The sequence below is a fragment of the Rhizobium skierniewicense Ch11 genome (assembly GCF_023757665.1).
Classification (GTDB): Bacteria; Pseudomonadota; Alphaproteobacteria; order Rhizobiales; family Rhizobiaceae; genus Agrobacterium; species Agrobacterium skierniewicense.
Genome location: NZ_RXPG01000028.1, coordinates 103,443 through 128,715, shown reverse-complemented (window position 1 = coordinate 128,715; position 25,273 = coordinate 103,443). Strand labels below are relative to the sequence as shown.

Annotated in this window: 22 protein-coding genes and 1 tRNA gene; 12 read left to right on the top strand and 11 right to left on the bottom strand. The window is 56.2% G+C overall.

Annotated elements, in window-relative coordinates:
• The first annotated feature begins 129 nt into the window (after positions 1–129).
• Positions 130–2,076 (top strand): ATP-dependent zinc metalloprotease FtsH, encoded by a 1,947-nt coding sequence (gene ftsH, locus EKM04_RS17250; protein ID WP_183895857.1) that lies wholly within the window; start codon positions 130–132, stop codon positions 2,074–2,076.
• 208 nt (positions 2,077–2,284) lie between these two features.
• Complete coding sequence (gene glmM, locus EKM04_RS17245) at positions 2,285–3,637, top strand: phosphoglucosamine mutase (protein WP_174153850.1); 1,353 nt, start codon at positions 2,285–2,287, stop codon at positions 3,635–3,637.
• Between the two features lie 50 nt (positions 3,638–3,687).
• On the opposite strand, the gene EKM04_RS17240 is transcribed toward glmM, so the two are convergent.
• Both EKM04_RS17240 and EKM04_RS17235 read right to left on the bottom strand, forming a co-directional pair.
• Entirely contained in the window at positions 3,688–3,984 is a 297-nt protein-coding gene (locus EKM04_RS17240; protein ID WP_183895855.1) for a hypothetical protein, read from the bottom strand.
• A 486-nt stretch (positions 3,985–4,470) separates the two neighbouring features.
• Positions 4,471–6,327, bottom strand: coding sequence for a putative bifunctional diguanylate cyclase/phosphodiesterase (locus EKM04_RS17235; protein WP_183896138.1), 1,857 nt, complete (start codon positions 6,325–6,327; stop codon positions 4,471–4,473).
• A gap of 537 nt (positions 6,328–6,864) precedes the next feature.
• Between EKM04_RS17235 and EKM04_RS17230 the strand changes: the two genes are divergently transcribed.
• From EKM04_RS17230 to EKM04_RS17200, 7 genes are all read left to right on the top strand, one after another.
• Positions 6,865–7,671: an outer membrane protein gene (locus EKM04_RS17230; RefSeq protein ID WP_174153848.1), complete on the top strand. Its 807-nt coding sequence runs from the start codon at positions 6,865–6,867 to the stop codon at positions 7,669–7,671.
• A gap of 210 nt (positions 7,672–7,881) precedes the next feature.
• Positions 7,882–9,060: a phosphoserine transaminase gene (locus EKM04_RS17225; RefSeq protein WP_174153847.1), complete on the top strand. Its 1,179-nt coding sequence runs from the start codon at positions 7,882–7,884 to the stop codon at positions 9,058–9,060.
• 77 nt (positions 9,061–9,137) lie between these two features.
• A complete protein-coding gene (gene serA, locus EKM04_RS17220) occupies positions 9,138–10,733 on the top strand; it encodes a phosphoglycerate dehydrogenase (RefSeq protein ID WP_174153846.1) in 1,596 nt (531 codons plus the stop codon).
• Between the two features lie 204 nt (positions 10,734–10,937).
• Complete coding sequence (locus tag EKM04_RS17215; RefSeq protein WP_174153845.1) at positions 10,938–12,002, top strand: Tim44 domain-containing protein; 1,065 nt, start codon at positions 10,938–10,940, stop codon at positions 12,000–12,002.
• Positions 12,003–12,375: 373 nt separating this feature from the next.
• Entirely contained in the window at positions 12,376–13,563 is a 1,188-nt protein-coding gene (locus tag EKM04_RS17210) for an OpgC family protein (protein ID WP_183895853.1), read from the top strand.
• Between the two features lie 196 nt (positions 13,564–13,759).
• Positions 13,760–14,956, top strand: coding sequence for a tRNA 2-thiouridine(34) synthase MnmA (mnmA, locus tag EKM04_RS17205; RefSeq protein ID WP_183895851.1), 1,197 nt, complete (start codon positions 13,760–13,762; stop codon positions 14,954–14,956).
• 134 nt (positions 14,957–15,090) lie between these two features.
• Positions 15,091–15,167 (top strand) — tRNA-Met (locus EKM04_RS17200).
• A 795-nt stretch (positions 15,168–15,962) separates the two neighbouring features.
• On the opposite strand, the gene EKM04_RS17195 is transcribed toward EKM04_RS17200, so the two are convergent.
• The 4 genes from EKM04_RS17195 to EKM04_RS17180 form a co-directional block, all read right to left on the bottom strand.
• Entirely contained in the window at positions 15,963–16,520 is a 558-nt protein-coding gene (locus EKM04_RS17195; RefSeq protein WP_183895849.1) for a hypothetical protein, read from the bottom strand.
• A gap of 18 nt (positions 16,521–16,538) precedes the next feature.
• Positions 16,539–16,985 carry a DNA adenine methylase gene (locus EKM04_RS17190; RefSeq protein WP_234910941.1) on the bottom strand — a complete coding sequence of 149 codons (447 nt, stop codon included), beginning with the start codon at positions 16,983–16,985 and terminating at the stop codon, positions 16,539–16,541.
• 341 nt (positions 16,986–17,326) lie between these two features.
• Positions 17,327–17,947 carry a hypothetical protein gene (locus EKM04_RS17185; protein WP_183895847.1) on the bottom strand — a complete coding sequence of 207 codons (621 nt, stop codon included), beginning with the start codon at positions 17,945–17,947 and terminating at the stop codon, positions 17,327–17,329.
• Between the two features lie 25 nt (positions 17,948–17,972).
• A complete protein-coding gene (locus EKM04_RS17180; protein ID WP_174153840.1) occupies positions 17,973–18,290 on the bottom strand; it encodes a PepSY domain-containing protein in 318 nt (105 codons plus the stop codon).
• 464 nt (positions 18,291–18,754) lie between these two features.
• Between EKM04_RS17180 and EKM04_RS17175 the strand changes: the two genes are divergently transcribed.
• From EKM04_RS17175 to EKM04_RS17165, 3 genes are all read left to right on the top strand, one after another.
• Entirely contained in the window at positions 18,755–20,218 is a 1,464-nt protein-coding gene (locus EKM04_RS17175) for a sensor histidine kinase (protein ID WP_183895845.1), read from the top strand.
• 2 nt (positions 20,219–20,220) lie between these two features.
• Positions 20,221–20,592 carry a response regulator gene (locus tag EKM04_RS17170; protein ID WP_174153838.1) on the top strand — a complete coding sequence of 124 codons (372 nt, stop codon included), beginning with the start codon at positions 20,221–20,223 and terminating at the stop codon, positions 20,590–20,592.
• A 215-nt stretch (positions 20,593–20,807) separates the two neighbouring features.
• A complete protein-coding gene (locus EKM04_RS17165) occupies positions 20,808–21,020 on the top strand; it encodes a hypothetical protein (protein ID WP_252094088.1) in 213 nt (70 codons plus the stop codon).
• A gap of 55 nt (positions 21,021–21,075) precedes the next feature.
• On the opposite strand, the gene dps is transcribed toward EKM04_RS17165, so the two are convergent.
• The 5 genes from dps to EKM04_RS17140 all read right to left on the bottom strand — a co-directional run bounded on the left by dps (position 21,076) and on the right by EKM04_RS17140 (position 25,122).
• Positions 21,076–21,564, bottom strand: coding sequence for a DNA starvation/stationary phase protection protein Dps (gene dps / locus EKM04_RS17160; protein ID WP_174153836.1), 489 nt, complete (start codon positions 21,562–21,564; stop codon positions 21,076–21,078).
• A 117-nt stretch (positions 21,565–21,681) separates the two neighbouring features.
• Positions 21,682–21,948: a hypothetical protein gene (locus tag EKM04_RS17155; RefSeq protein ID WP_183895843.1), complete on the bottom strand. Its 267-nt coding sequence runs from the start codon at positions 21,946–21,948 to the stop codon at positions 21,682–21,684.
• A gap of 124 nt (positions 21,949–22,072) precedes the next feature.
• Positions 22,073–23,590: a tripartite tricarboxylate transporter permease gene (locus EKM04_RS17150; protein ID WP_174153834.1), complete on the bottom strand. Its 1,518-nt coding sequence runs from the start codon at positions 23,588–23,590 to the stop codon at positions 22,073–22,075.
• A 96-nt stretch (positions 23,591–23,686) separates the two neighbouring features.
• Positions 23,687–24,181, bottom strand: a complete 495-nt coding sequence (locus EKM04_RS17145) for a tripartite tricarboxylate transporter TctB family protein (protein WP_183895841.1) — start codon at positions 24,179–24,181, stop codon at positions 23,687–23,689.
• Positions 24,178–25,122, bottom strand: a complete 945-nt coding sequence (locus EKM04_RS17140; protein WP_183895839.1) for a Bug family tripartite tricarboxylate transporter substrate binding protein — start codon at positions 25,120–25,122, stop codon at positions 24,178–24,180. The genes EKM04_RS17145 and EKM04_RS17140 overlap by 4 nt, the downstream gene beginning before the upstream one ends.
• Positions 25,123–25,273 lie beyond the last annotated feature (151 nt).

Here is a 25,273-nt window from a genome sequence, read left to right as displayed (position 1 = left end):
TTTGTCAGAGTTTTTACCGCAAATCGCAACTCATCTCTTCGCCTGCCTTGGCAACGGCAACTGTCCTCCTTATGTTAAGCCCAACATAATGGCGGGCGCATATTCGCACGTTGCAGTTCGGGGAGTTCGATGAACCCAAATTTTAGAAATTTCGCCCTGTGGGCAGTGATCGCTCTGTTGCTGATCGCGTTGTTCAGCATGTTCCAGACGTCGCCGTCACAATCGGCGTCACGAGAGATCGCCTATTCACAGTTTTTGAGTGATGTCGACGCAGGGCGCGTCCGTGAGGTGACCGTCACCGGAAACCGTGTTCTCGGAACCTACACCGAAAGCAATGCAGCGTTTCAGACCTATTCGCCCGTGATTGACGATGCCCTGTTGGCGCGTCTCCAGGCAAAGAACGTCGCCATCAACGCGCGTCCTGAAAGCGATGGTTCGTCAGGCTTCCTGAGCTATCTGGGAACGCTCCTGCCGATGTTCCTTATTCTGGGTGTCTGGCTGTTCTTCATGCGGCAGATGCAGGGTGGGTCGCGTGGCGCGATGGGCTTTGGTAAATCCAAGGCCAAGCTCCTGACCGAAGCGCATGGGCGTGTGACGTTTGAAGACGTCGCAGGCGTCGACGAAGCCAAGCAGGATCTGGAAGAAATCGTCGAATTCCTGCGTGACCCGCAGAAATTCCAGCGTCTGGGCGGCAAAATTCCGCGCGGCGTTCTGCTGGTCGGTCCTCCGGGTACGGGTAAGACATTGCTCGCACGGTCAGTCGCGGGCGAAGCGAATGTGCCGTTCTTCACGATCTCCGGTTCCGACTTCGTGGAAATGTTCGTCGGCGTCGGCGCAAGCCGTGTCCGCGACATGTTCGAGCAGGCGAAGAAAAATGCGCCCTGCATCATCTTTATCGACGAAATCGATGCTGTTGGCCGCCATCGTGGTGCAGGTCTCGGCGGTGGTAACGACGAGCGTGAGCAGACCTTGAACCAGTTGCTGGTGGAAATGGATGGCTTCGAGGCGAATGAGGGCATCATTCTGATTGCCGCGACCAACCGTCCAGATGTCCTCGATCCCGCATTGCTGCGCCCAGGCCGTTTTGACCGTCAGGTCGTTGTTCCGAACCCGGATATCGTCGGTCGCGAGCGCATCCTGAAGGTTCACGCGCGCAACGTACCGCTGGCGCCGAATGTAGATCTCAAGGTCCTCGCACGCGGCACACCCGGTTTTTCCGGTGCCGATCTGATGAACCTCGTCAACGAAGCAGCACTGATGGCCGCCCGCCGCAACAAGCGCGTCGTGACCATGGCGGAATTCGAAGACGCCAAGGACAAGATCATGATGGGCGCCGAGCGCCGCTCGTCCGCCATGACCGAGGCCGAAAAGAAACTGACGGCCTATCACGAAGCCGGTCATGCCATTACGGCGCTGAAAGTGCCGGTGGCCGATCCCTTGCACAAGGCAACGATCATCCCCCGCGGCCGCGCGCTTGGCATGGTCATGCAGTTGCCGGAAGGCGACCGCTATTCCATGAGCTACAAGTGGATGGTCTCTCGTCTCGTCATCATGATGGGTGGTCGTGTCGCCGAAGAGCTCACGTTCGGCAAAGAAAACATCACCTCGGGCGCCTCGTCCGATATCGAGCAGGCCACCAAGCTTGCCCGTGCAATGGTGACACAGTGGGGCTTCTCCGATGCTCTGGGTCAGGTCGCCTATGGTGAAAACCAGCAGGAAGTGTTCCTCGGTCATTCCGTTTCGCAGTCGAAGAATGTTTCTGAGGCCACCGCACAGACGATCGATACCGAAGTGCGTCGCCTGATTGATGAGGCCTATACGGAAGCGCGTCGTATTCTGACCGAACATCACGATGGCTTCGTCGCCATTGCGGAAGGTCTTCTCGAATATGAAACGCTGACGGGCGAGGAAATCAAGGCTTTGATCCGCGGCGAAAAGCCTGCGCGTGATCTGGGTGACGATTCGCCGAGTGGTCGTGGTTCTGCTGTGCCGAAGGCTGGCACCAAGAAGGACGGCCCGACCGAAGCCAAGGACAACGGTGAGGCCGAAGACGGCATGGAGCCGCAGCCGCGCTGATTGCTTTGCAATTCAAATTCAAGGGCCGTCCGTCAGGACGGCCCTTTTGCGTTTCAGCACGTCTTGTTAGCGCGTGAGGTTTGGTAACAACATATATTGGCTGTTAGCGGTAATTGACGTGCTGTCGGCAGCCTTTTATGGCATTGAGCGGACAAAGGGTGTGGCGCGTATGATCGCAGCCGCTTCCGTGGAACAATCTGGAGCTCACATGACACGTCGCTATTTCGGAACGGATGGAATTCGCGGGGAATCCAACGTGTTCCCGATGACGCCGGATCTGGCGATGCGCGTCGGTATCGCGGTGGGGACGATTTTTCGACGTGGCCAGCATCGCCACCGTGTGGTGATCGGCAAAGACACGCGCCTGTCCGGTTACATGCTGGAAAACGCGCTGGTGGCCGGTTTCACGGCAGCAGGGCTGGACGTGTTTCTGCTCGGACCGATCCCGACGCCCGCGGTTGCCATGCTGACGCGCTCGCTGCGGGCGGACATCGGCGTGATGATTTCGGCCTCTCACAACCCGTTTGCCGACAACGGCATCAAGCTTTTCGGACCTGACGGTTACAAGCTTTCTGACGAGTTAGAGCTCGAGATCGAAGAGCTTCTCGACCGCGATATCTACGCACAGCTTGCCAAGCCGCACGAAATCGGTCGCGCCAAGCGCGTGGACGGTGACATCTATCGCTACATCGAATTCGTCAAGCGCACCCTGCCGCGCGACGTGACCTTGAGCGGCTTGAGGATTGCCATCGATTGTGCCAATGGCGCCGCCTATAAGGTCGCGCCTGCCGCGCTTTGGGAGTTGGGTGCCGAGGTCGTGACGATCGGTAACGAGCCGAATGGCACCAACATCAATTTCGAATGTGGCTCGACCCACCCCGATGCCTTGCAAAAGAAGGTGCATGAGGTCCGGGCAGATATCGGTATTGCACTGGATGGTGATGCAGACCGGGTGATCATCGTGGACGAGCGCGGCCAGATTGTCGATGGCGACCAGTTGATGGCGACGATTGCCGCAAGCTGGGCTGACGACAATATCCTGCGCGGCGGCGGTATCGTTGCAACCGTCATGTCCAACCTTGGGCTTGAGCGTTTCCTGGATGATAAGGGTCTGACGCTTGCGCGCACCAAGGTCGGCGACCGTTACGTCGTCGAGCACATGCGCAACAACGATTTCAACGTGGGTGGTGAACAGTCGGGTCACATCGTTCTCTCGGATTATGGCACGACGGGCGATGGCCTGGTTGCAGCGCTTCAGGTGCTGGCACGCGTCAAGCGGTCTGGTCGCACGGTGAGCGAAGTCTGCCGCAAGTTCGAGCCGGTGCCGCAGCTGCTGAAAAACGTCCGTATTTCAGGTGGCAAGCCATTGGAAAACCCGGTGGTCAAGCAGGCTATCGCCGATGCGGAAAGCGCTCTGGCCAATAATGGTCGTTTGGTCATTCGCCCATCCGGCACCGAGCCGCTTATCCGTGTGATGGCGGAAGGCGATGATAGCGCGCAGGTCGAGCGTATCGTCAACGATCTCGTCGGTGTGATATCGAACGCGAAGACGGCGGCATAGTCGGTTTGCCGTTTCCATCTCGTACGTAAACGCTCTAGGCAAGAAGGCGCTTATAGGCGGTCGATATCCCGCTCGCCTTTCATCTGGGCCATGCGGTCGTCCAACCTTCGCAAGCGCTCCAGACTGGGCTGAACACGCTCGTTTGGTGGCGTCCTGTCCGGCGGCAGCAGCGTGTAAGGCTGCGGCTCCTTCCAGACGGGCGGATTGAGCTTACGCAAATGATAGAGGTAGAGCGCCGCAAACCCCAGCGCGAAGACGCAGGGCATGTAGATGAGCAAGACCTTCACCTGATCGGACATCATGCGGAAGGTGTGTAAGAGATCGGCCCAAAAACTATAGGATTCCATCGCATTTCCCCATCGGCAGAGGTGCTCACGCGAAAGACGCGCAGTACCATCGCCATCTTGTTGAAACGGGAAATCGACCACCGGAGGAAACGGACCTCTGGTGGCCGGGGAGTTCGTAAGCCGTAACTGGACGACCGCCCTGACCTTTAGGCTTGCGCCTTGAACATACGTCAGAGCCTCCCCGGCCGTAGGCAGATGAGCTATATAGTCACAATGGACCGCCTCAGCCATAATTATATATGGCTGAGGGGTGTCATCACGGCCGACACCGGCCGCCAGTTAAGGGGTTACGAGCCCCAAGACCGGTCCGTTACGCCCGGTCTCGCTGCAACCGTAGCGAAAGTTGCATGGCGAGGAAATAGCTAGATTTAGCATGGGGCATGCGACGCGTAGCGGGGCCGGACTGGTTTCAGGGTTTGCGCCCAAAGGGTTTGCCCGGAACGAAAATACTTTCCTGCCAGCGGTTTGTTGGTCTCTCCCGGCCCGTCAGGAAGCGAGCGGTTCTGCGGCTCTCGATATTTCCTCCGCGCACAGGAAATCGGCTATATCACTCTCCGCCATGGGGCGAGAGAAGTAATATCCCTGTACCAATGTGGCCCCGAGATTGCGAATGACAGCCATTTGTTCTGCGGTTTCAACGCCTTCAACAATAGCGTCCAACCCCATTTCACGGCTGAGGATCAGCACGGATTTGACAATCTTGTAGCTGGCCGGATTGCTTTGCACTTCATGGACGAAGGTGTGGTCAATCTTGATCTTGGTGAGCGGCAGGGAATGGAGCGATGTGAGGCTGGAATAGCCGGTTCCGAAGTCATCCAGCGAAATACCGCAGCCGATCTGTCTCAGCATTTCCACCGATTGCCGTGCTTGCCACGTATCGTGGATGAATGCCGTTTCGGTAATTTCGAGATCCAGGCGGGATGCGGGAAAGCCGCTCGTCTCGATGATAGCAATGATGCCGATCACGGCTTCCGAGCTGTTTAAATCCTGTGCCGACAGATTGAAGGACAGACGAATATCGGCGGGCCATTTGACGGCGGCGTCGAGTGCCTTTTTCAACAAAGGTCGCGTGAGACTTCCGATGATGCCCGCGCGTTCGGCAATGGGAATAAACTGGCCGGGTGAGACCTGGCCCAAATGCGGGCTGTTCCAGCGTGCTAATGCCTCAAAGCCCGTTGTTCGATGCTGGGCGATATCGACAATGGGTTGGAAGACAGTCGAGAGTTCGCTGGTGAGGTCCGCCTGCTTCAGCGTCTGTTCTACGCGCGCATCGCGATGAATTTCTGCCACATGCTGTGCCGTAAAGAGCGTGCTGTTGCCCCGCTTTCTTCGTTTGCCGTGATAAAGCGCATAATCGGCACGGTCGAAGAGTTCATCAGGCGAGGATGCAAGATCTGGAAAAACGGCGATGCCGATGGAGCCGGAAATCATGATCGTCGCGTCGGGGAGGTTGAACGGCGAGCGTAGCAGGTCGCACATGCGGTTGCCGTCTCCCACGATGTCATGATCGTCAGCGACCTCCGAGATGACGAACGCAAACTCGTCGCCGCCGAGACGGGATAAAAACAGGTCTGATGAAGAGACGGGCCGGCCGAGACGGTTGCTGACTTCCACCAGAAGCCGGTCGCCCGCCGAGTGCCCGTAGAGGTCATTGACGGGTTTGAAACCGTCCAGATCGATCACGCCGACCGCCAGCCGTTTGTTCCCGGTCTTCGCGGACTCGAATGCGCTTGAAAGGTGCTGGAAAAATGCCCGGCGGTTTGGCAATCCCGTGAGGCTGTCGATATTTGCCAGCCGGAGGTTTTCGTTGCTAAGTGCCTGGGTCTGCTGCTGCGCAACGATCATTCGTTCGAAATTGCCATAATTTACAGTCAGCACCGCGAGCATGCCAAAACTGACCAGCAAAATGTTGATCGCGATGGCGAGGAAAGTCGGCTGGCCGGTGGTGGCGAAAAAGACGATGAAGGTGCCGTTGACGATGATCGCCACGATAAAGGCGGCAGAGCGAACATGCATCAGACAGAAAATGCAGGAAATGACCGTTATGGCCATATAAAAAGCGACGTGGGATTGCTGGTAGGCGTTGCCATAGGGGTAAAGCAGGAAAGACCAGAGTGTGAATGCAGCTGCTATGCCGATGGACAGGCGTTGTGTGCGTTTCAGAGCCGAAAGCGCCTGGACTGCCGACGGGGACTGCTTGCGGGATGTCCACCAGAACACGACTCTGACGGCGCTGATCAATGTGAAGAGAGACGGAACGAGGATGGTTAGCAACGCCGGTGCAATGGACATGTGCGTTGCCGCGAGCGCCCACGTGCTTGAAATCAGAATGAAGTACATCATCGGCATCTGCTTGCAAAACGCGCGATATTTTGCCTTCAGCAGGTCCGGATTGTTATCTGGAATGCGGAGGAATTCGATAATGTGGTTCAAAGTACTGCTCAAGGCGTGACGATCCTGCAGTCGTTCCGGTGATGTTTGCGAGAATGCATCGCGCGGTCGTGTGGAAAGTTATTTTGCTGACCGGTCAGCGCATCATGGCTGCCCTAAACCTTGGATCTTTCAAGTCATCGCAGGGCTTGTACTGATGATGTCGTATGATTGTTGCGATAGGCACAACAATATTAGCTAATGAAACATTATTTTATATTGATATTATTACTTAAAAGCATCGCAAGCAGATATTTCCAAGCCCGGCGCGCGCGCATTGAAAGGGTGCTTAGCCTGTATTCACCGCCTCTTAACCGTAAATGTTAGGAAATGAGGCGGCTACATAGGGATTTTTAAGAGTGATTTAACCATTTTCCTTTAGATTTCAGGCATGAACAAATTAACGGGTCTTGCCGCGCTGGGCGCTTTACCTTTTATGGAGCCGCAATCATGAAAAAGAGCCTGATCGGTCTTGTTGCCGTTTTATTTGGAAGCCATACCGCATTTGCTGCCGATGTCTATCAAGAGCCGCCTCCGGCATTTGCCGATCAGGCGCCTGAAGTCGCCGTTCAGGAAGCCAGTGGCTGGTACCTTCGTGGTGATGTCGGCTATTCGTTCAACGATGCGCGTCGCTTCGAGTTTAGCCGTGCGAGCGGTGGAACGAACACTCTTATCCAATCCGACAGAACCGAGGCAGATGACAGTTTCCTCTTCGGCGCGGGTGTGGGTTATCAGATCAACAATTACCTGCGTACGGACTTGACGTTCGACTACATGGGAAAATCGGACTATCACGGTCAAGCTAATGCAGCGGGCGGCGGTGTCGACAACTTCAGCTCGTCGCTGCGTGCCTACAGCCTGTTGGCCAACGCCTATGTCGATCTGGGTACATACGGTCGTATTACCCCTTATCTGGGTGCGGGTATCGGTGGAGCACACGTGAAGTGGGATACCGTTAAACTTGATAGCGGTTGCTGCGAGTTTGAAGGCAAGGGTGATTGGCGCTTTGCTTACGCATTGATGGCCGGCGCATCCATCGATGTGACGTGTAATCTCAAGGCCGATGTTGGTTATCGTTTCCGGCAGATCGGCAGTGGTGACATGTTCGGTGGCCGTGGTGCTGTCGGTCCAGGACGCGACAAGGGTTTGACCTCGCATGAAGTGCGCGTCGGTGGTCGTTACGTCTTTAACGGCTGCGATACCGCCCAGTATATTCCGCCCGCAGACATTCCGCTTCAGCCTGCCGTTTACAAATAACCGTCACGTTCAAGCTTTAGAGATAAACCGTTCGCGTCCACGCTGGATGCGGGCGGTTTTTGCTGTTTGGGCGTCTGGCCGGGGGGGTCGCAGTGCGAAATTCTTGTCAGCTGCAACATATTTCACTTGACCGGACCGGACGAGAAGAATAGCAACGACGGCAGGCCACCTCTCCCTAACGAGAGGCTTTCTATCTGGAAGGATAGCATGATGACACAGATTACGAAGCCGGACCTTCGTCCGCAAAATTCCCATTTCTCTTCTGGTCCCTGCTCGAAGCGCCCCGGTTGGTCGCTAGACGCTCTCGCTGATGCACCGCTCGGTCGCTCGCATCGCGCCAAGGTTGGCAAAGCCAAGCTCAAGCAGGCCATCGATCTCACCCGCGAAGTTCTGAATGTTCCCGCCGATTATCGCATCGGTATTGTTCCCGCGTCTGACACCGGTGCCGTTGAAATGGCTCTGTGGTCGCTGCTCGGTGAGCGCGGTGTGGACATGGTTGCGTGGGAAAGCTTCGGTGCCGGTTGGGTCACCGATGTCGTCAAGCAGCTGAAGCTGAAGGACGTTCGCAGAATTGAAGCCGATTACGGCGTTCTGCCTGATCTTTCCACGATCGATTTCGACCGTGATGTGGTCTTTACCTGGAACGGTACGACGTCTGGTGTTCGAGTGCCCAATGCCGATTTCATTCCGGCCGACCGTCAGGGTCTGACGATCTGCGACGCGACCTCTGCGGCATTTGCGCAGGACATGGACTTCTCCAAGCTTGATGTCGTGACCTTCTCCTGGCAGAAGGTTCTGGGCGGCGAGGGTGGCCACGGCGTCATCATTCTGTCTCCGCGTGCGGTCGAGCGTCTGACGAGCTACGTGCCTGCATGGCCGCTGCCGAAGATTTTCCGCATGACATCTGGCGGCAAGCTGATCGAAGGCATTTTCACCGGTGAGACGATCAACACACCGTCCATGCTGTGCGTCGAAGATTACATCGATGCGCTGCTGTGGGCGAAGAGCCTCGGCGGCCTCAACGCCCTGATGGCGCGTGCCGATGCCAACGCCCAGGTCATCTTCGACTTCGTGGCCGAGCACAACTGGATCGCCAATCTCGCGGTCGTTGACGAGACACGTTCCAACACCTCCGTCTGCCTCAAGATCGTCTGCAAGGACGTCGCAGCTCTGGACGCAGCTGCACAGGCCGATTTCGCCAAGGGCATGGTTGCTCTTCTCGAAAAAGAAAACGTGGCGCTCGATATCGGCGCTTACCGCGATGCGCCGTCCGGTCTTCGCATCTGGGCCGGTGCCACGATTGAAACGGCTGACATGAAAGCCGTCATGCCTTGGCTGAAATGGGCTTTTGAAACGCAGAAAGCTGCGGTTTTCAAGGCTGCGGCCTAATCTATTCCGGCCCTGCTATGGTAGGGCCGCTCATACCTCATTCTCAAAAATAAACCCATTTTCAAGGAGCCCAACTCATGGCACCTCGCGTACTCGTATCTGACGAATTGTCGGAAACCGCCGTCCAGATTTTCCGTGATCGCGGCGTCGACGTCGATTTCCAGCCGAAGCTTGGCAAGGATAAAGACAAGCTGGCCGAAATCATCGGCAATTACGATGGTCTCGCTATCCGTTCCGCCACCAAGGCGACGGAAAAGCTGATCGAAGCCGCGACCAATCTCAAGGTCATCGGTCGCGCCGGTATCGGTGTCGATAACGTCGATATTCCAGCAGCCTCGCGCCGCGGTATCATCGTCATGAACACGCCGTTCGGCAACTCCATTACGACAGCCGAACACGCGATCGCGCTGATGTTTGCCGTCGCCCGCCAGCTTCCTGCCGCTGACACGTCCACGCAGGCTGGCAAGTGGGAGAAGTCGAAGTTCATGGGTGTCGAAATCACCGGCAAGACGTTGGGCGTTATCGGTGCGGGTAATATTGGCGGCATCGTCTGCTCGCGTGCCCTTGGCCTGAAGATGAATGTTCTGGCCTACGACCCCTTCCTGTCGCCAGAGCGTGCGCAGGAAATGGGTGTGACCAAGGTCGAGCTGGACGAGTTGCTCGCACAGTCCGATTTCATCACGCTGCATGTGCCGATGACCGACAAGACGCGCGGTATTCTGGGCGCTGAAAACATCGCCAAGACCAAGCCCGGCGTTCGTATCATCAACTGCGCCCGTGGTGGTCTGGTGGATGAGGCTGCACTTGCCGACGCCATCAAGTCCGGCCATGTTGCCGGTGCCGGTTTCGACGTGTTCGAAGTTGAGCCTGCGACGGAAAGCCCGCTGTTTGGTCTTCCAAACGTCGTCTGCACGCCGCACCTGGGTGCATCGACCACCGAAGCACAGGAAAATGTCGCGCTTCAGGTTGCCGAGCAGATGTCGGATTACCTCGTCAAGGGTGCCGTTTCCAACGCCATCAACATGCCGTCGATCACGGCTGACGAAGCACCACGCCTGAAGCCTTTCATCAAGCTGGCAGACGTCCTCGGTTCCTTCGTGGGTCAGGTGCAGGAAAGCGCTACCAAGGAAATCGAAATTCTCTACGATGGTGCAACCGCCAACATGAACACCAAGGCGCTGACATCCGCGCTGCTGGCAGGTCTCATCCGTCCGCAGGTGGCCGACGTCAACATGGTTTCTGCCCCGATCATGATCAAGGAGAAGGGCATCATCCTTTCCGAGGTCAAGCGCGACAAGACCGGCGTCTATGATGGCTTCATCAAGGTGACCGTGAAGACGGAAAATCAGGTCCGTTCGGTAGCCGGTACGGTGTTTTCGGATGGCAAGGCACGCTTCATCCAGATCAAGAACATCAACATGGATGCCGATGTTGGCAAGCACATGATCTACATCACCAACACCGACGTGCCCGGCATGATCGGCTTCATGGGCATGACGTTGGGTGAAGCGGGCGTCAACATCGCCAACTTCCAGCTGGGCCGCGAAAAGGAAAGCGGCGATGCTATCGCACTTCTCTACGTCGATGGTCCCGTGTCTGAAGAGGTGCTGGACAAGCTGCGCGCCAACCCGGCCATCCGTCAGGTCAAGTCGCTGTCGTTCAACATCGACTGAGCACTTCTGATACCAACAAACAGCCATCATCACCCGGCACAGAAGACATTCTGTGTCGGGTTTTTTGTGTTTATGGTCAAACATTTATCTATGGTTGCATATCACGAAAAATTTTATGCCATGTCCCTAAAAATGATGATCCATAGTTGCTATATCGACGATAACGAGCCGCTCGATGGGAGGGTGGCATAACAGGAGATGACGATGTTTGCTGCCATCAGGCGCTTTAGGGGTGTTTTTGCGGTTGCCGCGCTGGGGATTGCCGTTTCATTCATTGCCGTTGATATGGCTGAGGCCAGACGTGCGAGTGGCGGATTTGGCAGCCGTGGGACGCGCACCTTTTCTGCGCCGCCGACAACCAACACCGCTCCTGGTCAGGCTGCTCCGATCAATCGCAGCATGACGCCCAACACCAATCAGGCGACCCAACCGGGCGCTGCTCAGCCGGCACGTCCGGGCGCGCAGGCACCGCAACAGAGCCGCGGTATGTTCGGTGGCATGATGGGCGGTCTTATGGGTGGTTTGCTGATGGGTGGCCTGTTCGGCATGCTCATGGGCGGCGGCTTCGGTGGCATGGCAGGTTTCTTCGGCATGTTGCTTCAGGGTTTGCTGATCGGCGGTCTGATCATGCTGGCGATGCGTTTCTTCGCATCGCGCCGCAAGGGTCAGCCAGCGTTTGGTGGTGCACCCGGCAACGCGTCGTCGCGTCATGATTATTCTGCCCCGCAGACCAATCAGGGCTCGACCGGCGGGTTCAAGATTCCGCAGATGGGCTCCAAGGCCGGTGCTGTTGCAGGAGCTGCGGCAGCCACCGTCGCGCCCCGGGGGACGCCGCATGAAAATGCGGTCTCGCAGGGTGACGAGATTGGCGTGACGCCGGTAGACCTCGAAACGTTCCAGAAAACGTTGCAAGACGTGCAATCGGCCTATGCCGCCGAGGACTATGGCACGCTTCGCAAGCTGACCACGCCGGAGGCGATGTCCTATCTGGCCGAAGAGCTGAGCGATAACGCGACCAGCGGCGTTAAGAACGACGTTCGCGATGTGACGCTGCTGCAGGGTGACGTTGCCGAAGCCTGGCACGAAGAGGGCAAGGATTACGCGACGGTGGCCATGCGGTATTCCGCCATCGACGTCATGCGCGATCGCAATACCGGCAAGATCGTTCAGGGCAATGAACACGAGCCGGAAGAATCAGTCGAGATGTGGACGTTCGTTCGCAACGGCAAGGCGGAATGGCAGGTGGCGGCCATTCAGGAAGCCGCTTGATCGCTTGAAATAAATCTCGCGGGAATTGTGGCCGGTGCAGGACGTGTTCTGGACCGGCCTTTTGTTTTTCAGATGCCTTGCGGGGTAGGTAAAAGCGCCTTCTCGGCCATCAAGTGTTTGTTTCTGTTGCACACGATCTTTCCACGCAAATGCCTTTTTCTGTTCATCCAGCGTTCAGTCGTCTCCCTCTAACCAGAGCCGGGACACAGCAATGTGAAACTGACGCGAGCAGCAAAACGCTTTTTTCAGCGGAACCGTAGCTCTAAAACGGCGTTCACGATCCACGTTCGGATGGTACCCCAAGAACCATCCCATCAACCGGATCAGGCAACCTTAGCTCGTTAGGTTCCTGCGAGTATGGAGAGCAAGCAAGATGAAACGCTTCGACCTGATCGACGGAATGCGCGGGTATTTCCTCGTCTTTATGCTCATCAACCACCTCGTCTTTGCGGGTGGTCTATGGCTGATGGAAATCAACCATAGACAGCTTGCCTTCGTTGAAGACGCTCAGGGCTTCGTGTTCCTGTCCGGTCTGCTGATCGGTATGGTTTATGCCCGCAAGATGATGAAATACGGATATGAGCAGGGTCGCGACCTCATCTGGGCACGCGCACTCGAGCTCTACAAGTACGCGATGGGCCTTGTGATCGCGGTGATGTTTGTCCGCATGATAATCCCGCATGCGCCTTATATCTGGTACAATTGGCTGGGCATGACGTCGTTCGACGATCCGCTGCGCCTCGCAGCAATTGCCACCTTCCTGTTCCAGCCGACTTTTATGGACATTCTCCCACAATACATCGTCTACATGATCTTCGCTCCGCTGTTGGTGAAGCTTTGCCTCGATGGGAAGTGGGCCTATGTCATCGCCGGTTCATTGCTGGTGTGGATGGCTGGTCAACTCGGCTTGCAGCAGCTGTTCACGGCGCCTGTCAACGAGCTTGTCAAGGGTGCTGACGAGCAGGGCATTCGCGTCAGCTTCAACCTGTTCGGTTGGCAGCTGGTGTTCTACTCCGGTCTGGTTTTGGGTGCGATGACAGCGCAGAACAAGATCGCTTGGACGAAGATCTTTTCGCCCCAACGCAGCTGGATCCCGAAGGCTGCCCTCCTTGTCTGCCTGTTTTTTGTCCCGCTGCGCATTGCAACGGCATGGAACCTGATGCCCGAATTCATGCTGGGCAAGTTCTCCACCATGGAAATCCGGGCTGACTTCGGTCCCGTTTACCTGATCAACTTCCTGGCTGTGGCTGTTGGTCTGACGTGGTTGCTGATCGCTGGCCCCAAGCACCACAACCCTCTGGTTCAGAGGGCTGCCGGCGCTGTGATCTGGGTTTTGTCACTGAAATTCCTGCAGCTGCTGGGCCGCCACTCGCTTCAGGTCTACGTCTGGCATGTCGCGATTGTCTACGGCATCTACTATCTCGACGGTCGTACCGCGGAGCTTACGCAATTCGAAAAGACCATCATTGCGCTGGTTGGCGTGGCGATGCTGGCTCTTCCTGCCCTGTGGCGCGAGCGGGACAAGTGGATTGGCAGTGGCCAGAAAACAGCTGGCGCTTAAAGCACGATTACCCGAGTTTCTAAGCCCTGGGGGCGGCCATGCCGCCCTCTACTTGCGTCTTCGCTCAATTTTTTCTATATGCAGGCCAGAAAAATCTGGCTGACGCCCGTGTGGATCGCGTGATCCTTCATCGGTGGACCAGACACGACAGGCGGCGGGGCCTTGAACCCCGGTATGACTGACGATTGGAAAACACGTGAATACGCTCGACTTTGATAAGAAGCCGGAAGACACCCGTATTGTCGTCGCCATGTCCGGTGGGGTCGATTCCTCGGTGGTGGCCGGCATCCTGAAGCGCGAAGGCTACGATGTCCTCGGCATAACGCTTCAACTGTATGACCACGGTGCAGCCGTTCACCGCGCTGGCTCCTGCTGTGCTGGACAGGACATCGATGACGCCCGTCGCGTCTGTGAGACGCTGGGCATTCCTCATTACGTGCTCGATTACGAAGCCCGCTTTCGCGAAACTGTGATCAACCCCTTTGCTGAAGCCTATGCCATGGGTGAAACGCCTGTGCCGTGTGTGGCCTGTAACCAGACGGTCAAATTCGCTGATCTTCTGGCAACTGCGCAGGAACTCGGAGCGGATGCGCTAGCGACCGGCCACTACATTCGATCGCGGCTCAATCCCGTCCCCGGCCACCCGAACCGCCGTGCGCTCTATCGCCCCATCGATAGCGACCGTGACCAAAGCTGGTTCCTGTTTGCCACCACGCAGGAGCAGATCGATTATCTGCGCTTTCCGTTGGGGGGGCTCTCCAAAGCAGAAACGCGTGAGCTCGCGGAAGAGATGGGGTTGGTCGTCGCCCAGAAGGCCGATAGCCAGGACATCTGTTTTGTGCCGCAGGGCAAATATACCGATATCATCAACAAGCTGAAACCAAACGCGGCGCTGGTGGGTGATATCGTCCATCTCGACGGTCGTGTGCTGGGTCGTCACGATGGTATCGTACACTATACGATTGGACAGCGTCGCGGCATTGGCGTCGCCACCGGCGAGCCGCTTTATGTGGTGCATCTGGACGCCCGTGGCCGCCGCGTTATCGTCGGTCCGCGCGAGGCGCTGGAAACCCACCGCGTCTATTTGCGGGACATGAACTGGCTGGGAGACAACGCACTTCTGGACGACGCCATCGGAGGCTTTTCCTGCTTCGCAAAGGTCCGCTCCACACGTCCGCCGGGCGAGGCCGTGCTGTATGCCGACGACAGGGGTATCTATGTGGATCTTGCAGTCGGCGAGGCGGGTGTGGCACCGGGACAAGCCTGCGTTCTCTACTCGGCCCCCGGCGCCGATGCGCGGGTCTACGGCGGTGGCTTCATCGAGCGTTCGGAACGCTCCGCGGACGCAGAAGCAGCACTGAAAGCCCTGCTCCAGAACAAGGTTGCAGCCTGAAGTCGCTGATGTTTTTGTCACAAGACATAAAGCGACGTTTTTGCGCATCTTGCGCTTGACACTCAAGGGAGCGGCACCTTATAAGCCGCTCATCCTTAGGGACCGACAGTAACGCAACTGTCACGTTCCTCTGTGGCGGGGTAGCTCAGGTGGTTAGAGCAGCGGAATCATAATCCGCGTGTCGGGGGTTCAAGTCCCTCTCCCGCTACCAAAAATTCTTAAATCGAGCCTGTTGTGCCCTGTAACGGCGTTTCGGAATTTCTCGTGTTGTACCCTTGTACCGCGGTTTCGGAATTTTGACACGAGAAACCGGAATTTCTCGTGTTTCTGATTTCCTCGTCAGGCTTTCTTAGGGCGCATTGTTTCCTTGCACCGGTCCCATTACTCTTCGCACTTCTGGGTCGCTATTCGCGCTGTGCCAACCCAACCAGTGTTCGGTTGTACCCTGTAGCGCGGTTTTGCAAATTTGACAGCACGTTTTGCAAATTTTGAGTTTTGCAACCGCCCTGTCAAACTCGATTTAAGCGACCTTTTAAACCCCCTTGAAGTGGGCATCTTTAAGAGTTCGCCACGCATACGCCGCATCCAGGCTGACCACTCCGTTACCGGCTGCGGAGGATTGGTCCATCCACAATCTAATTCAAGATGTTCAGGGCTCATTGGCCATGTACCTTTATATTTGTAACTCCGGCACCTCGCAGCGCAGAAATGACGCGAGTAATATTCTCTTCGGTTTCGCTTTCGAGTAAAACAGTCAGGCCATTTTCACCAATCACCCATTGAGCTTGGTGGACGATACCGTCTATTAAACCTCGGACCTGGTTGATCTGTTTGGGTGAAATCTCTGTGGTGTAGCCGTCAATTTGGACGACCGAGATTGGGGAACGACCAAGGATATCTGCGAAATCGTCATCAAACTTCAGCCTTTGCTGATGTCCCGAAATGCTTTTTAAGTTTGGGCGATTTCCGTGTTCTAGTGAGCGTTTGAGTATGTTCAGTTCTTGCCTTAAGCCTCCATCTCGTGCAGCATTAGTCTGTCAGCTGGCGTGGCGGCTTGCTCAAATTGCTGGAAGCCCTTAGCCTTCGTGACAGGGTTTTCTGAGACGTAGTCCAGCCCGACCGCGTAACTGACAGCGCTTGCCAAACGCTTCTGTGCATCAAATAAGTGAAAATGCTCTTGAAGCTGAAAAGGGATGGCTCTGTAAGGCTTCACATCAAAAGGAATCTCTGTTCCCTCTAGGAACATATGGATCACGGGTTTTGCGACCATATGTCGAATACCCATTTCATAAAATGCGTTAGCGTTCAAAAGGCTCATATCTACGATCACCAACTCTGCTTCCAGCAGATGAGTGATCATTTGAGTGTCGATCATACCAGGGGACGAGATAGTGTCTGAACGGATGACCTCAAAATCACTGAAGTGGTCAGAAAAGGTTGGCTTGATTATTCCATTAAGCAGCCAATCTGCGTGCGTGCGAGTTGGGGTGGAACTGGCACCTATTGGCCCGACGACAAAGCACGTTTTTAGCTGTTTTGATGCTTTGTTACTGTCTTCTGTCATCTGTCCACCCCTTTTCGATTAGCTTCGTGTGTTGGATATAATCACTTCACGCACCACTTTACTATTGGTTCCACCAGCCACTGAATAGGTACAATCGACCTCCTCCGTTCTAAAGGCCGAGAAGGTTTCGAAGACGCCTGGAACGGCGTTTAAGGACGGGATGACGTGCCCTTTAAGAGCACTCAGAACCTTGGCCATCTCCGCGAAGTCTGCCCGACCTAAGATACCATAACCATAGTCGCGCTCGTTTCCCCAGTAGGGCGGATCAAGATAAAATAGCATGCCAGGCCGGTCATACCGCTCGATAAACTGGCACCACTGGAGCTGTTCGATGACGACGCCGGTCATTCGCTCGTGAATGGCTTCTAGCTGTGGTCCTATCTTCATCAGATTGAACCGTGCACATTGCATGGAAACACCGAAACTCTGACGGTCAACTTTGCCGCCGAATGCGGTGCGTTGCAGGTAAAGGAAGCGCGCTGCACGTTTGATCAGTCTGCGTCGTCGGCTCAGCGCTGTGGAGATACGTCCGTTTCCACCTATATTTCGTTTGGTAAGGCGTCTCCTGAATCCGGGCGCCTTGTTCTGCCGGGGACACTTTCAGGGAAATCTTCCTCACATGTGTGAATGTTCCCGCCGCCACAAAGGGCCGTGATATCCGCTTTCTGTGTTCAGGCTTATTTTGCCGTTCCAGCGAAAATCTCACGCAAAGCAAAGGGCCACCTTTGCGGGCGGCCCTTATTTCTCTTTTGCTGTTCGGATGTGTCAGCCTTGGCATCAGGCGCGCCTGAACATCCAGTTGAAACTTAAAGGCCTGGGCGGCGGTAACGGTCGCGTTCCTTGGCGATCTGGTCGGCATTGTACGGATCGAGCGTGTCGTCGAACTGCTTCCAGCCCTCCTGATTGTAAGCTGTTCTGCGTTCGGTTGGGTCGACCCAGTTGGATCGCTGCAGGATCGCTTCTGCTTCTGGAACCATTGCTTCATCGACACGAGCCGTCACAATCGTGCCGCCCCGGCGGACGCCTTCGGCATACACATGTGCATCTTCCTCGGAGACGCCGGAGCCCGTGAGCGCGCCGACGATACCGCCTGCTGCACCACCAGTTACCGCGCCTGCGACAACGCCAGCGGCCGTTGCTGCGAGCCAGCCTGCTGCGACGACGGGGCCAACGCCCGGGATCGCCATAATGCCGAGACCTGTCAGCAGGCCGCCTGCGCCACCGACGACTGCGCCAATACCAGCACCAGTGCCCGCGCCTTCGGCTGCTTTGGATTCACCATCAACATCGCCATGGTGATGGCCATCTGTGTTGTGATTGTTCGAAACAATGCTGATGTCGCCCGACGGGACACCATGTGCCTCAAGGGCGTTCACCGCAGCGCGCGCATCGGAGTGGTCATCGAATAGTCCGGTAACAGTTTTCATGGATTCATCCTCAAATTGTGTTGGCTTACTTGGCGACGACGTTACCCTGGTAGTCCAGAGCGACAGAGACGGTCTTGCCGTCCTTCATGCCCGATGCCATCCAGATGCCCTTGTCGTTCTTCATGAGGTCTTTGACGCCCGTTACGCCGGTTTCTTCCATGCGTGTCTTGGCCTGTTCTTCCGTGAAGCTGTTGGCGCCTTCCACAGGAGCGGGTGCATTGTTTGCACCCGGCGTGGCGACTGCGGGGGTGCTGCCGTCAGCGGTCGGTGCTGGTGTCGTCTGGGCCATAGCGGAAAGAGCGGACGCGCCGAGCAGCGCTGCCGCAACAATGATCTTCTTCATGGTGGTTTCCTCTCATGCGGGCCAGTCTCTGCGGCTCCGTGATGATCTAACCGCCACTCCAGTCTTTCGTTCCATATTAGTTACATAAAATTAATAAGCGCGGCGTTGCCACATCATGTGTTCTGGAAAGGACATCTGCGTTTGGGAACGACAGCGATTCTAGATATCGACAACATTGACAAGGAGGAGATGATAATCTTGAGGATAATTCGATCGCGCGTTTGCTAAGCACCGCACGGCAACTTAAAAAATCGACTTATGCCTTACGCGTTGATGCATGATGTTTGCGGCGCTGATCTCAACGTCGGATACGTCATCCGATCTTCCGCTGATAATCGCCGAAGCGCTTGCGCTCCAAGGGATTAACGCAAATTTTTACATGCGACGGAAAGCCTGTCGTTTTTTGGAACGAAATCCGACACCCGGAATTGTAACGCTCAGGTGTGGTACGTGTGGGGACGACTTTGAAATTCATCGGCGGTGGCGAATGCGGAGATCTATTCCGGGATTTTGCTTGGGAGCAAAGTCCGTTGGGATTGCCGGATGAATGGCCCGTTGAATTGCAGACGCTCGTCAACGTGATGCTCGGGTCGCTCCAGCCCATGTTGATGGTGTGGGGACCAAAGCAGATCACACTTTACAATGATGGCTACGCAGAGATGTGCGGCAATCGTCACCCGGCTGCTTTTGGGCATCCCTTCAAGGATCTTTGGTTCGATATCTGGGATGGGGTAGAGCCGATCATATCGGCGGCCTATGCCGGGCAGGGGACTTCGATGGATGACATCGAATTTATCATGCATCGCAAGGGCTATCCGGAGGAAACGCATTTCTCTTTCTCATATACCCCTGTCCGCGACCGTGATGGTGTGGTGTTGGGCATGTTCTGCGCATGCTCTGAAATCACCAACGAAATCATGCTTCGGCGAGAACAGAAGAGTCAGCAGGAGAAGTTGCTTCAGATCTTCGAAATGTCGCCTGCGGGCATCGCGATGCTGAATGGCCCGACGCACGTGTTCGAATTTGCAAACGAGGAATATTACTCGATGATCGGCGTTGGCCGCGATATCATTGGAAAGCCCGTGGCGGAGGCTGTTTCCGAGGTTGTTCGGCAGGGCTTTATCGATCTGCTTGATACGGTCTACCGCACGGGGGAGCCTTTTTCAGCGCGTGCCGTGCCGGTCGAGCTGAATCGCGGGCCGTCCGGCGAGCGGCAAAAACGTATGATCGATCTTGTCTATCAGGCTATGCGGTCGTCCTGTGGAGAAATCATCGGTATTCTCGTTCAAGCCCAGGATGTGACGGAGCGTCTTGCAGAGCAGAAGCACCGGGAGTTGATATCCCATGAGTTGGGTCATCGTCTGAAAAACCAACTTGCCATGGTGCAGGCGATCGCGTCGCAAACACTAAGAACGGCCAAGGATATTGCATCCGCCAGGCGCACGCTCTCGGACCGTATCGGCGTATTGAGCGCAGCGCATGATACCGTTATTCTGGGCGGAATTGGAACATCCGAGGTCCACAAGCTTGTCAACCAGATGGTGGAACTGCACGACGATCCGATGGCGCCAAGGATTTTTGTGTCGGGACCGAAATTACGTGTCGGCTCGCGCCCGTCTCTCTCCCTATCACTCATTCTGCATGAGCTGGCGACCAACGCGATCAAATACGGGGCTTTGTCATCGCCGGACGGTAAAGTGGATATCCATTGGGACGTCATTGAGCATCATCCGGAACGGTTTGAACTTGTCTGGACGGAAAGGGGAGGCCCTGCGGTCGTCGCGCCCGAGAAGGAAGGGTCCGGTTCCCGTTTGATCAAGGCAGGCCTTGCCGGGGCCGATGATAGCCGCGTCGATATCGAGTATGACGCACGTGGCGTAAGCTGTCGGATTTCGGCAGAGCTGGTCAGTTTCCAGCGGGAGCATTAATCATGCAAGAGCCACCACGCCTTCTCGTCGTCGAAGACGACGGGCTCATACGCCTCGACCTTGTCGATATGGTGTCGGACCTTGGTTGTCTGGCATATGAGGCCTCGACGGCTGATCAGGCGGTGACTTTGCTCGAGCGGCAGCACTCGATCAGTGCCATCTTGACCGATATTGACATGCCCGGTTCAATCAACGGTCTGGGCCTGGCTAATGTCGCTCATCGACGCTGGCCGCATATCAAGGTCGTGGTGATTTCAGGACGTTACAATCCAGCGGAGGGTATCTTGCCACCCGGAGCGATATTTATAACCAAGCCCGTTTCACAGCATAGCGTTGAAAAGGCTCTCTCGGCCATTGGCGTTCTCTCGCTTTAGGAAAATATATATTTTCCTTCTGTGCTGCTGCGGGTCTTATTCAAGAGATGATAATATGGCAACGGTCAGGCATATTCCGCTAACTCACGAAATCAATCATTGATAATTCGTTAAAATCAGATTCGACATCCGATTCGATGCGGTGTAGAACTTAAGCGTTCAGTAAAATGAACGTCAGCATTTGGCATGTCTTGGGAGGATAAGTCTTGTCTTATGTGGCTTTTGAACGTGTCGGCGCGCAGTTGTCGCCGCAGCAGGTCACTGATCTGCAGACCATATTCGATGGCGTTTGTTTTGAATGCCTTGAAGACCGCAGCAGCGAAGTCGCCAGTAAATGTGCAGCCGTTCTCATCCGAAGTGCTCAACGTGGTATCTGGGATCATGATATGTTGCGTGATATCGGTAAAGCGGTTCTCAGACGTCATTGATGTTTAAAAACATGAGTGGTTAAAGCGCCCGGTTGCCCGGGCGCTTTTCTGTGTATCAGGCTTTTTCCTGAATGTGGGCTTCCAGAAACCAAAGAGACTTATCCAGATCGCGCGATGCGGCAGTGAAGATATCCGCAGTATTGGCATCACCGGCATCATCAGCTTCATCGATTGATTTACGGATCAGGTTCGCAACGTCGCCGTAGCGCTCGATAAGCTCATCCAGATGGTCGTGAATTTTGAAGATGTCTGTCGGGTAGGCTTTGAGTTTCGAGGTCGAAGACACCGACTGGACGCTTCCCAGCGCGGTTCCTCCGAGCTGTACAGCGCGCTCGGCGATTGTGTCGCTGTGCTTGTCGAGCGATGTGCGAAACGTATCCAAAAGCTCGTGGATCGCGATGAATTGTGGACCTTTGAGGTTCCAGTGGGCCTGCTTGGTGACCAGTGACAGGTCGATGACAGAGGCCAGCGCCTCGTTCAGGAGTCCGATGACCGTTGCTTTTGCATTGGAGGGTAAATCGTTTCTGGTCTTATGGGTTCTCATTTTCTTCTCCTGAAACACCACTCGTTACTTTATTGTTTTGAGACGTTCGGGAAAGCAACGAGTGGGAGCGTCAGTCGTTCCAAAATCTGTCCGTGTATGAAACATTTCGTGTGACGCTCACCGGTCAGGCGGCACATCGCTCATGATCACACGGTTCATCAGGACGAGGGAGCGGTCCGGCGCGATGCGGTAGGTCTCGTAAGCACGCCGGCCATCTCCCATGTTGAAATCGTGCCTCAGCGTGCTTCCAACGGGCGACTTGGTGAGCTTTGTTCGCGGCTGTCCGCCATAGGTGATGCTGCCTGGGATGGGTTCGATAGGGGATGTCGCTGTTGTGCATGAGGCAAGTGCGACGGCGCACAAGAGAGCGGCGGTTTTCTTCATTCCCGTGTTCCTCTGTTCAAGCTCAGTCATACAATTATAACCAACCTGTAGCCTTTGCGTTCCGGACATAAAAAAGCCCCGCATCCTTTCGAATGCGGGGCCGGTCCTTGGGAGGATTGTTTTATCAGTCTTCGTTGGCGGCAAGCTGCGTCAGCACCTGACCACGACCCCGAATACGCATGATGAGCGGAATGAGGAAGGCGGCAGCGGCAACGATAAACAGGGCGACCGCAATCCACGACGTGAAGAGCACGGAGGGGTCTCCCTGACCGATGGCGAGCGCACGGCGCAATTGCTGTTCGGCAAGAGGTCCGAGGATGAGACCAACGACGGCAGGCGCGATCGGGTAGCCGAAAATCCGCATAATATAGCCGAGGATACCAAAGGCGAGCAGCATACCGAGTTCGAACACGGATGGGTTCGCGCCAATCGTACCGAGCGTTGCGAACAGAAGAATACCTGCATAGAGCCAAGGCTTGGGAATCGTCAGCAGCTTTACCCACAGGCCGATCAGTGGCAGGTTGAGAACCAGCAGCATCACATTGGCGATGAACAGGCTGGCAATCAGGCCCCAGACGAGTTGCGGGTTCGTTGCGAATAGCAGCGGACCTGGCTGAAGGCCGAACTGCTGGAAACCGGCCAGCATGATCGCAGCTGTCGCGGTTGTCGGTAGACCAAGCGTCAAAAGCGGCACCAGCGTACCGGCAGCCGATGCATTGTTGGCGGCTTCCGGACCGGCAACACCCTCGATGGCGCCGTGGCCGAATTCTTCCGGGTGCTTCGATAGCTTCTTTTCCGTGGCATAGGACAGGAACGTGCCGATTTCAGCGCCGCCCGCCGGCATGGCGCCGATGGGGAAGCCGATCAGCGTGCCACGCAACCATGGCTTCCACGAACGAGCCCAATCCTGCGCGCTCATCCAGACCGACCCCTTGACGGCTTCGACCTTTTCGTCGCCGCTCTGGCCTTGGGCGACGATGAACAGCGTTTCGCCGATGGCGAACATGGCAACGGCAAGCGTGGTGACCTCAACACCATCCAGCAGGTCGGGAACGCCGAAGCTCATGCGTGTCTGCCCGGTCAACTGGTCGATGCCGACGATCGCAAGCGTGAAGCCGATAAAGAGCGAAGTGAGACCGCGCAGGGCGGAATCACCGAAGGCGGATGAGACGGTTACGAAGGCCAGAACCATCAGCGCGAAATATTCGCGCGGTCCAAATACAAGCGCCAGCTTGACAATGTAAGGTGCCACGAAGGCCAGCGCGATGGTGGCGATGAGGCCTGCAACGAACGAGCCGATGGCAGCGGTTGCCAGGGCCGGTCCTCCGCGCCCCGCGCGTGCCATTTTGTTGCCTTCCAGTGCGGTGACGATGGAAGCGCTTTCGCCGGGTGTGTTGAGCAGGATCGACGTGGTAGAGCCGCCATACATGCCGCCGTAATAAATTCCAGCAAACATGATCAGCGATCCCGCAGGATCAAGCTGGTAGGTGACCGGCAACAGGAGCGCGACGGTCAGCGCAGGGCCAATGCCGGGCAGAACGCCAACAGCGGTGCCGAGCGTGACCCCGATCAGCGCATAGAGAAGGTTCATCGGTTGCGCCGCAATCGCGATACCTTGCAGCAGAAATTCAAAAGTGCTCATGGACAGTTGTCCCCCTGTCGGGTGAAGCGGCGGTTGCGCCCCATATACGGAGCGCCCAGGCTTCATGTCTTCATTGTTTATCGGGTGGATCGGCCGTTAGAAAAACAGCCGTTCCAAGGGTCCAGCGGGCAGCGACAATTGCAGCAGTTGCGCAAAGATAACCCAGATGACGAAGCTGAAAACGATGCCGATGGGGATCGAATACCAGAGCTTGCGTTTACCGAAAGCACGCGCCGTAAGGGCAAAGAGCAGACCTGTCGCGATCGAAAACCCGGCGATTTTCAGGAGCAGCATCTGTGCGGCAAGACCCGCGATGACCCAGAAAACAGGTCCCATTTCCTGTTTGTCACGGGTCGGAAACTCATTGCGCCACGCCTCGATCGCCGTCCAGATCGCCAGCCCGATAAGACAGATACCAATGGCGTAAGGAACGGTTGCCGGGCCAACCGGAGAATAGCCGGTGACGCTGGCAAGCCGTGCAGAATCCCAGAAGATGACGGCTGCAACGGCCACCAAAAACACGGCGATGGCGAACGCCGCCCAATCAGGGCGGCGCTTTGTGGGTTGGGAAGGGGATGAACCCTGGCTCATTTTACCAGTCCGATGTCTTTAAGAATGGTTTCGGTCGACGCCGTGTCTTTTTCAAGCTGTGCCTTGAAGGCATCGCCAGCGAGGTAGGTGTCCATCCAGCCCTTGGTCTTCAGTGTTTCCTGCCACTTGGCAGACTTCACCAGCTTTTCGATATCGGCGCCAACAGCCTTTTCCTGCTCAGGCGTCAGGCCTGGAGGAGCTGCAACCATGCGCCAGTTCTGGATGACGACATCAAGGCCGCTTTCCTTCAGTGTGGGCGCATCGATGCCTTCGAGCTTCTGCTCGCTGGAAATCGCCAGAATGCGAACCGTGCCTGATTTAACCTGGCTTTCGAATTCGCCGTAGCTGGAGATGCCGGCGGTGACCTGTGCGCCAAGAATGGAAGCGAGTGCTTCGCCGCCACCGGAATAGGCGATGTAGTTGATCTTGGTCGGGTCGACGCCTGCAGCCTTGGCAATCAGGCCAGCCGTAATGTGGTCGGTGCCGCCAGCGGAACCGCCGCCCCAGGATACGCTGCCCGGATCTTTCTTGAGCTGCTCGATGAGCTGTCCGATGTTTTCGATGGGCGACGATGCAGGAACGACGATGGCTTCGTACTCACCGGTTAGACGCGCAATGGGCGTGACGTCCTTCAGCGTAACCGGAGCCTTGTTGGTGAGAATGGCGCCAACCATCACGTAGCCGCCGACGATCAACGCATTCGGGTTGCCGCTCTGCTGGCTTGCGAACTGTGCAAGACCGATGGTGCCGCCCGCGCCTGGAACGTTCTGAACCTGAACGCGCTTGGAGATGCCTTCTTCCTGCAGCACGCTCTGCAACGAACGCGCCGTCTGGTCCCAGCCGCCGCCAGGGTTTGCCGGGGCGATGATGGTGTAGTCAGCTGCTGCTGCCGGAAGTGCGATTGCGCCTGCGAGAAGCGAAGCGATGAGAAAATGCTTCAAAGGGAACCCTCCTTGTATGCCGTTTTGGCATTGTTGTTGTGATCGCGGAAGGGGCGCGCATGGACGACATCAAGGGTGGCAATAGCAACCCGAACCATCTGTCCTGTGAGACTTTCCTCCCGCTTCTTCAGTCCGCCTCCACGGATGAACG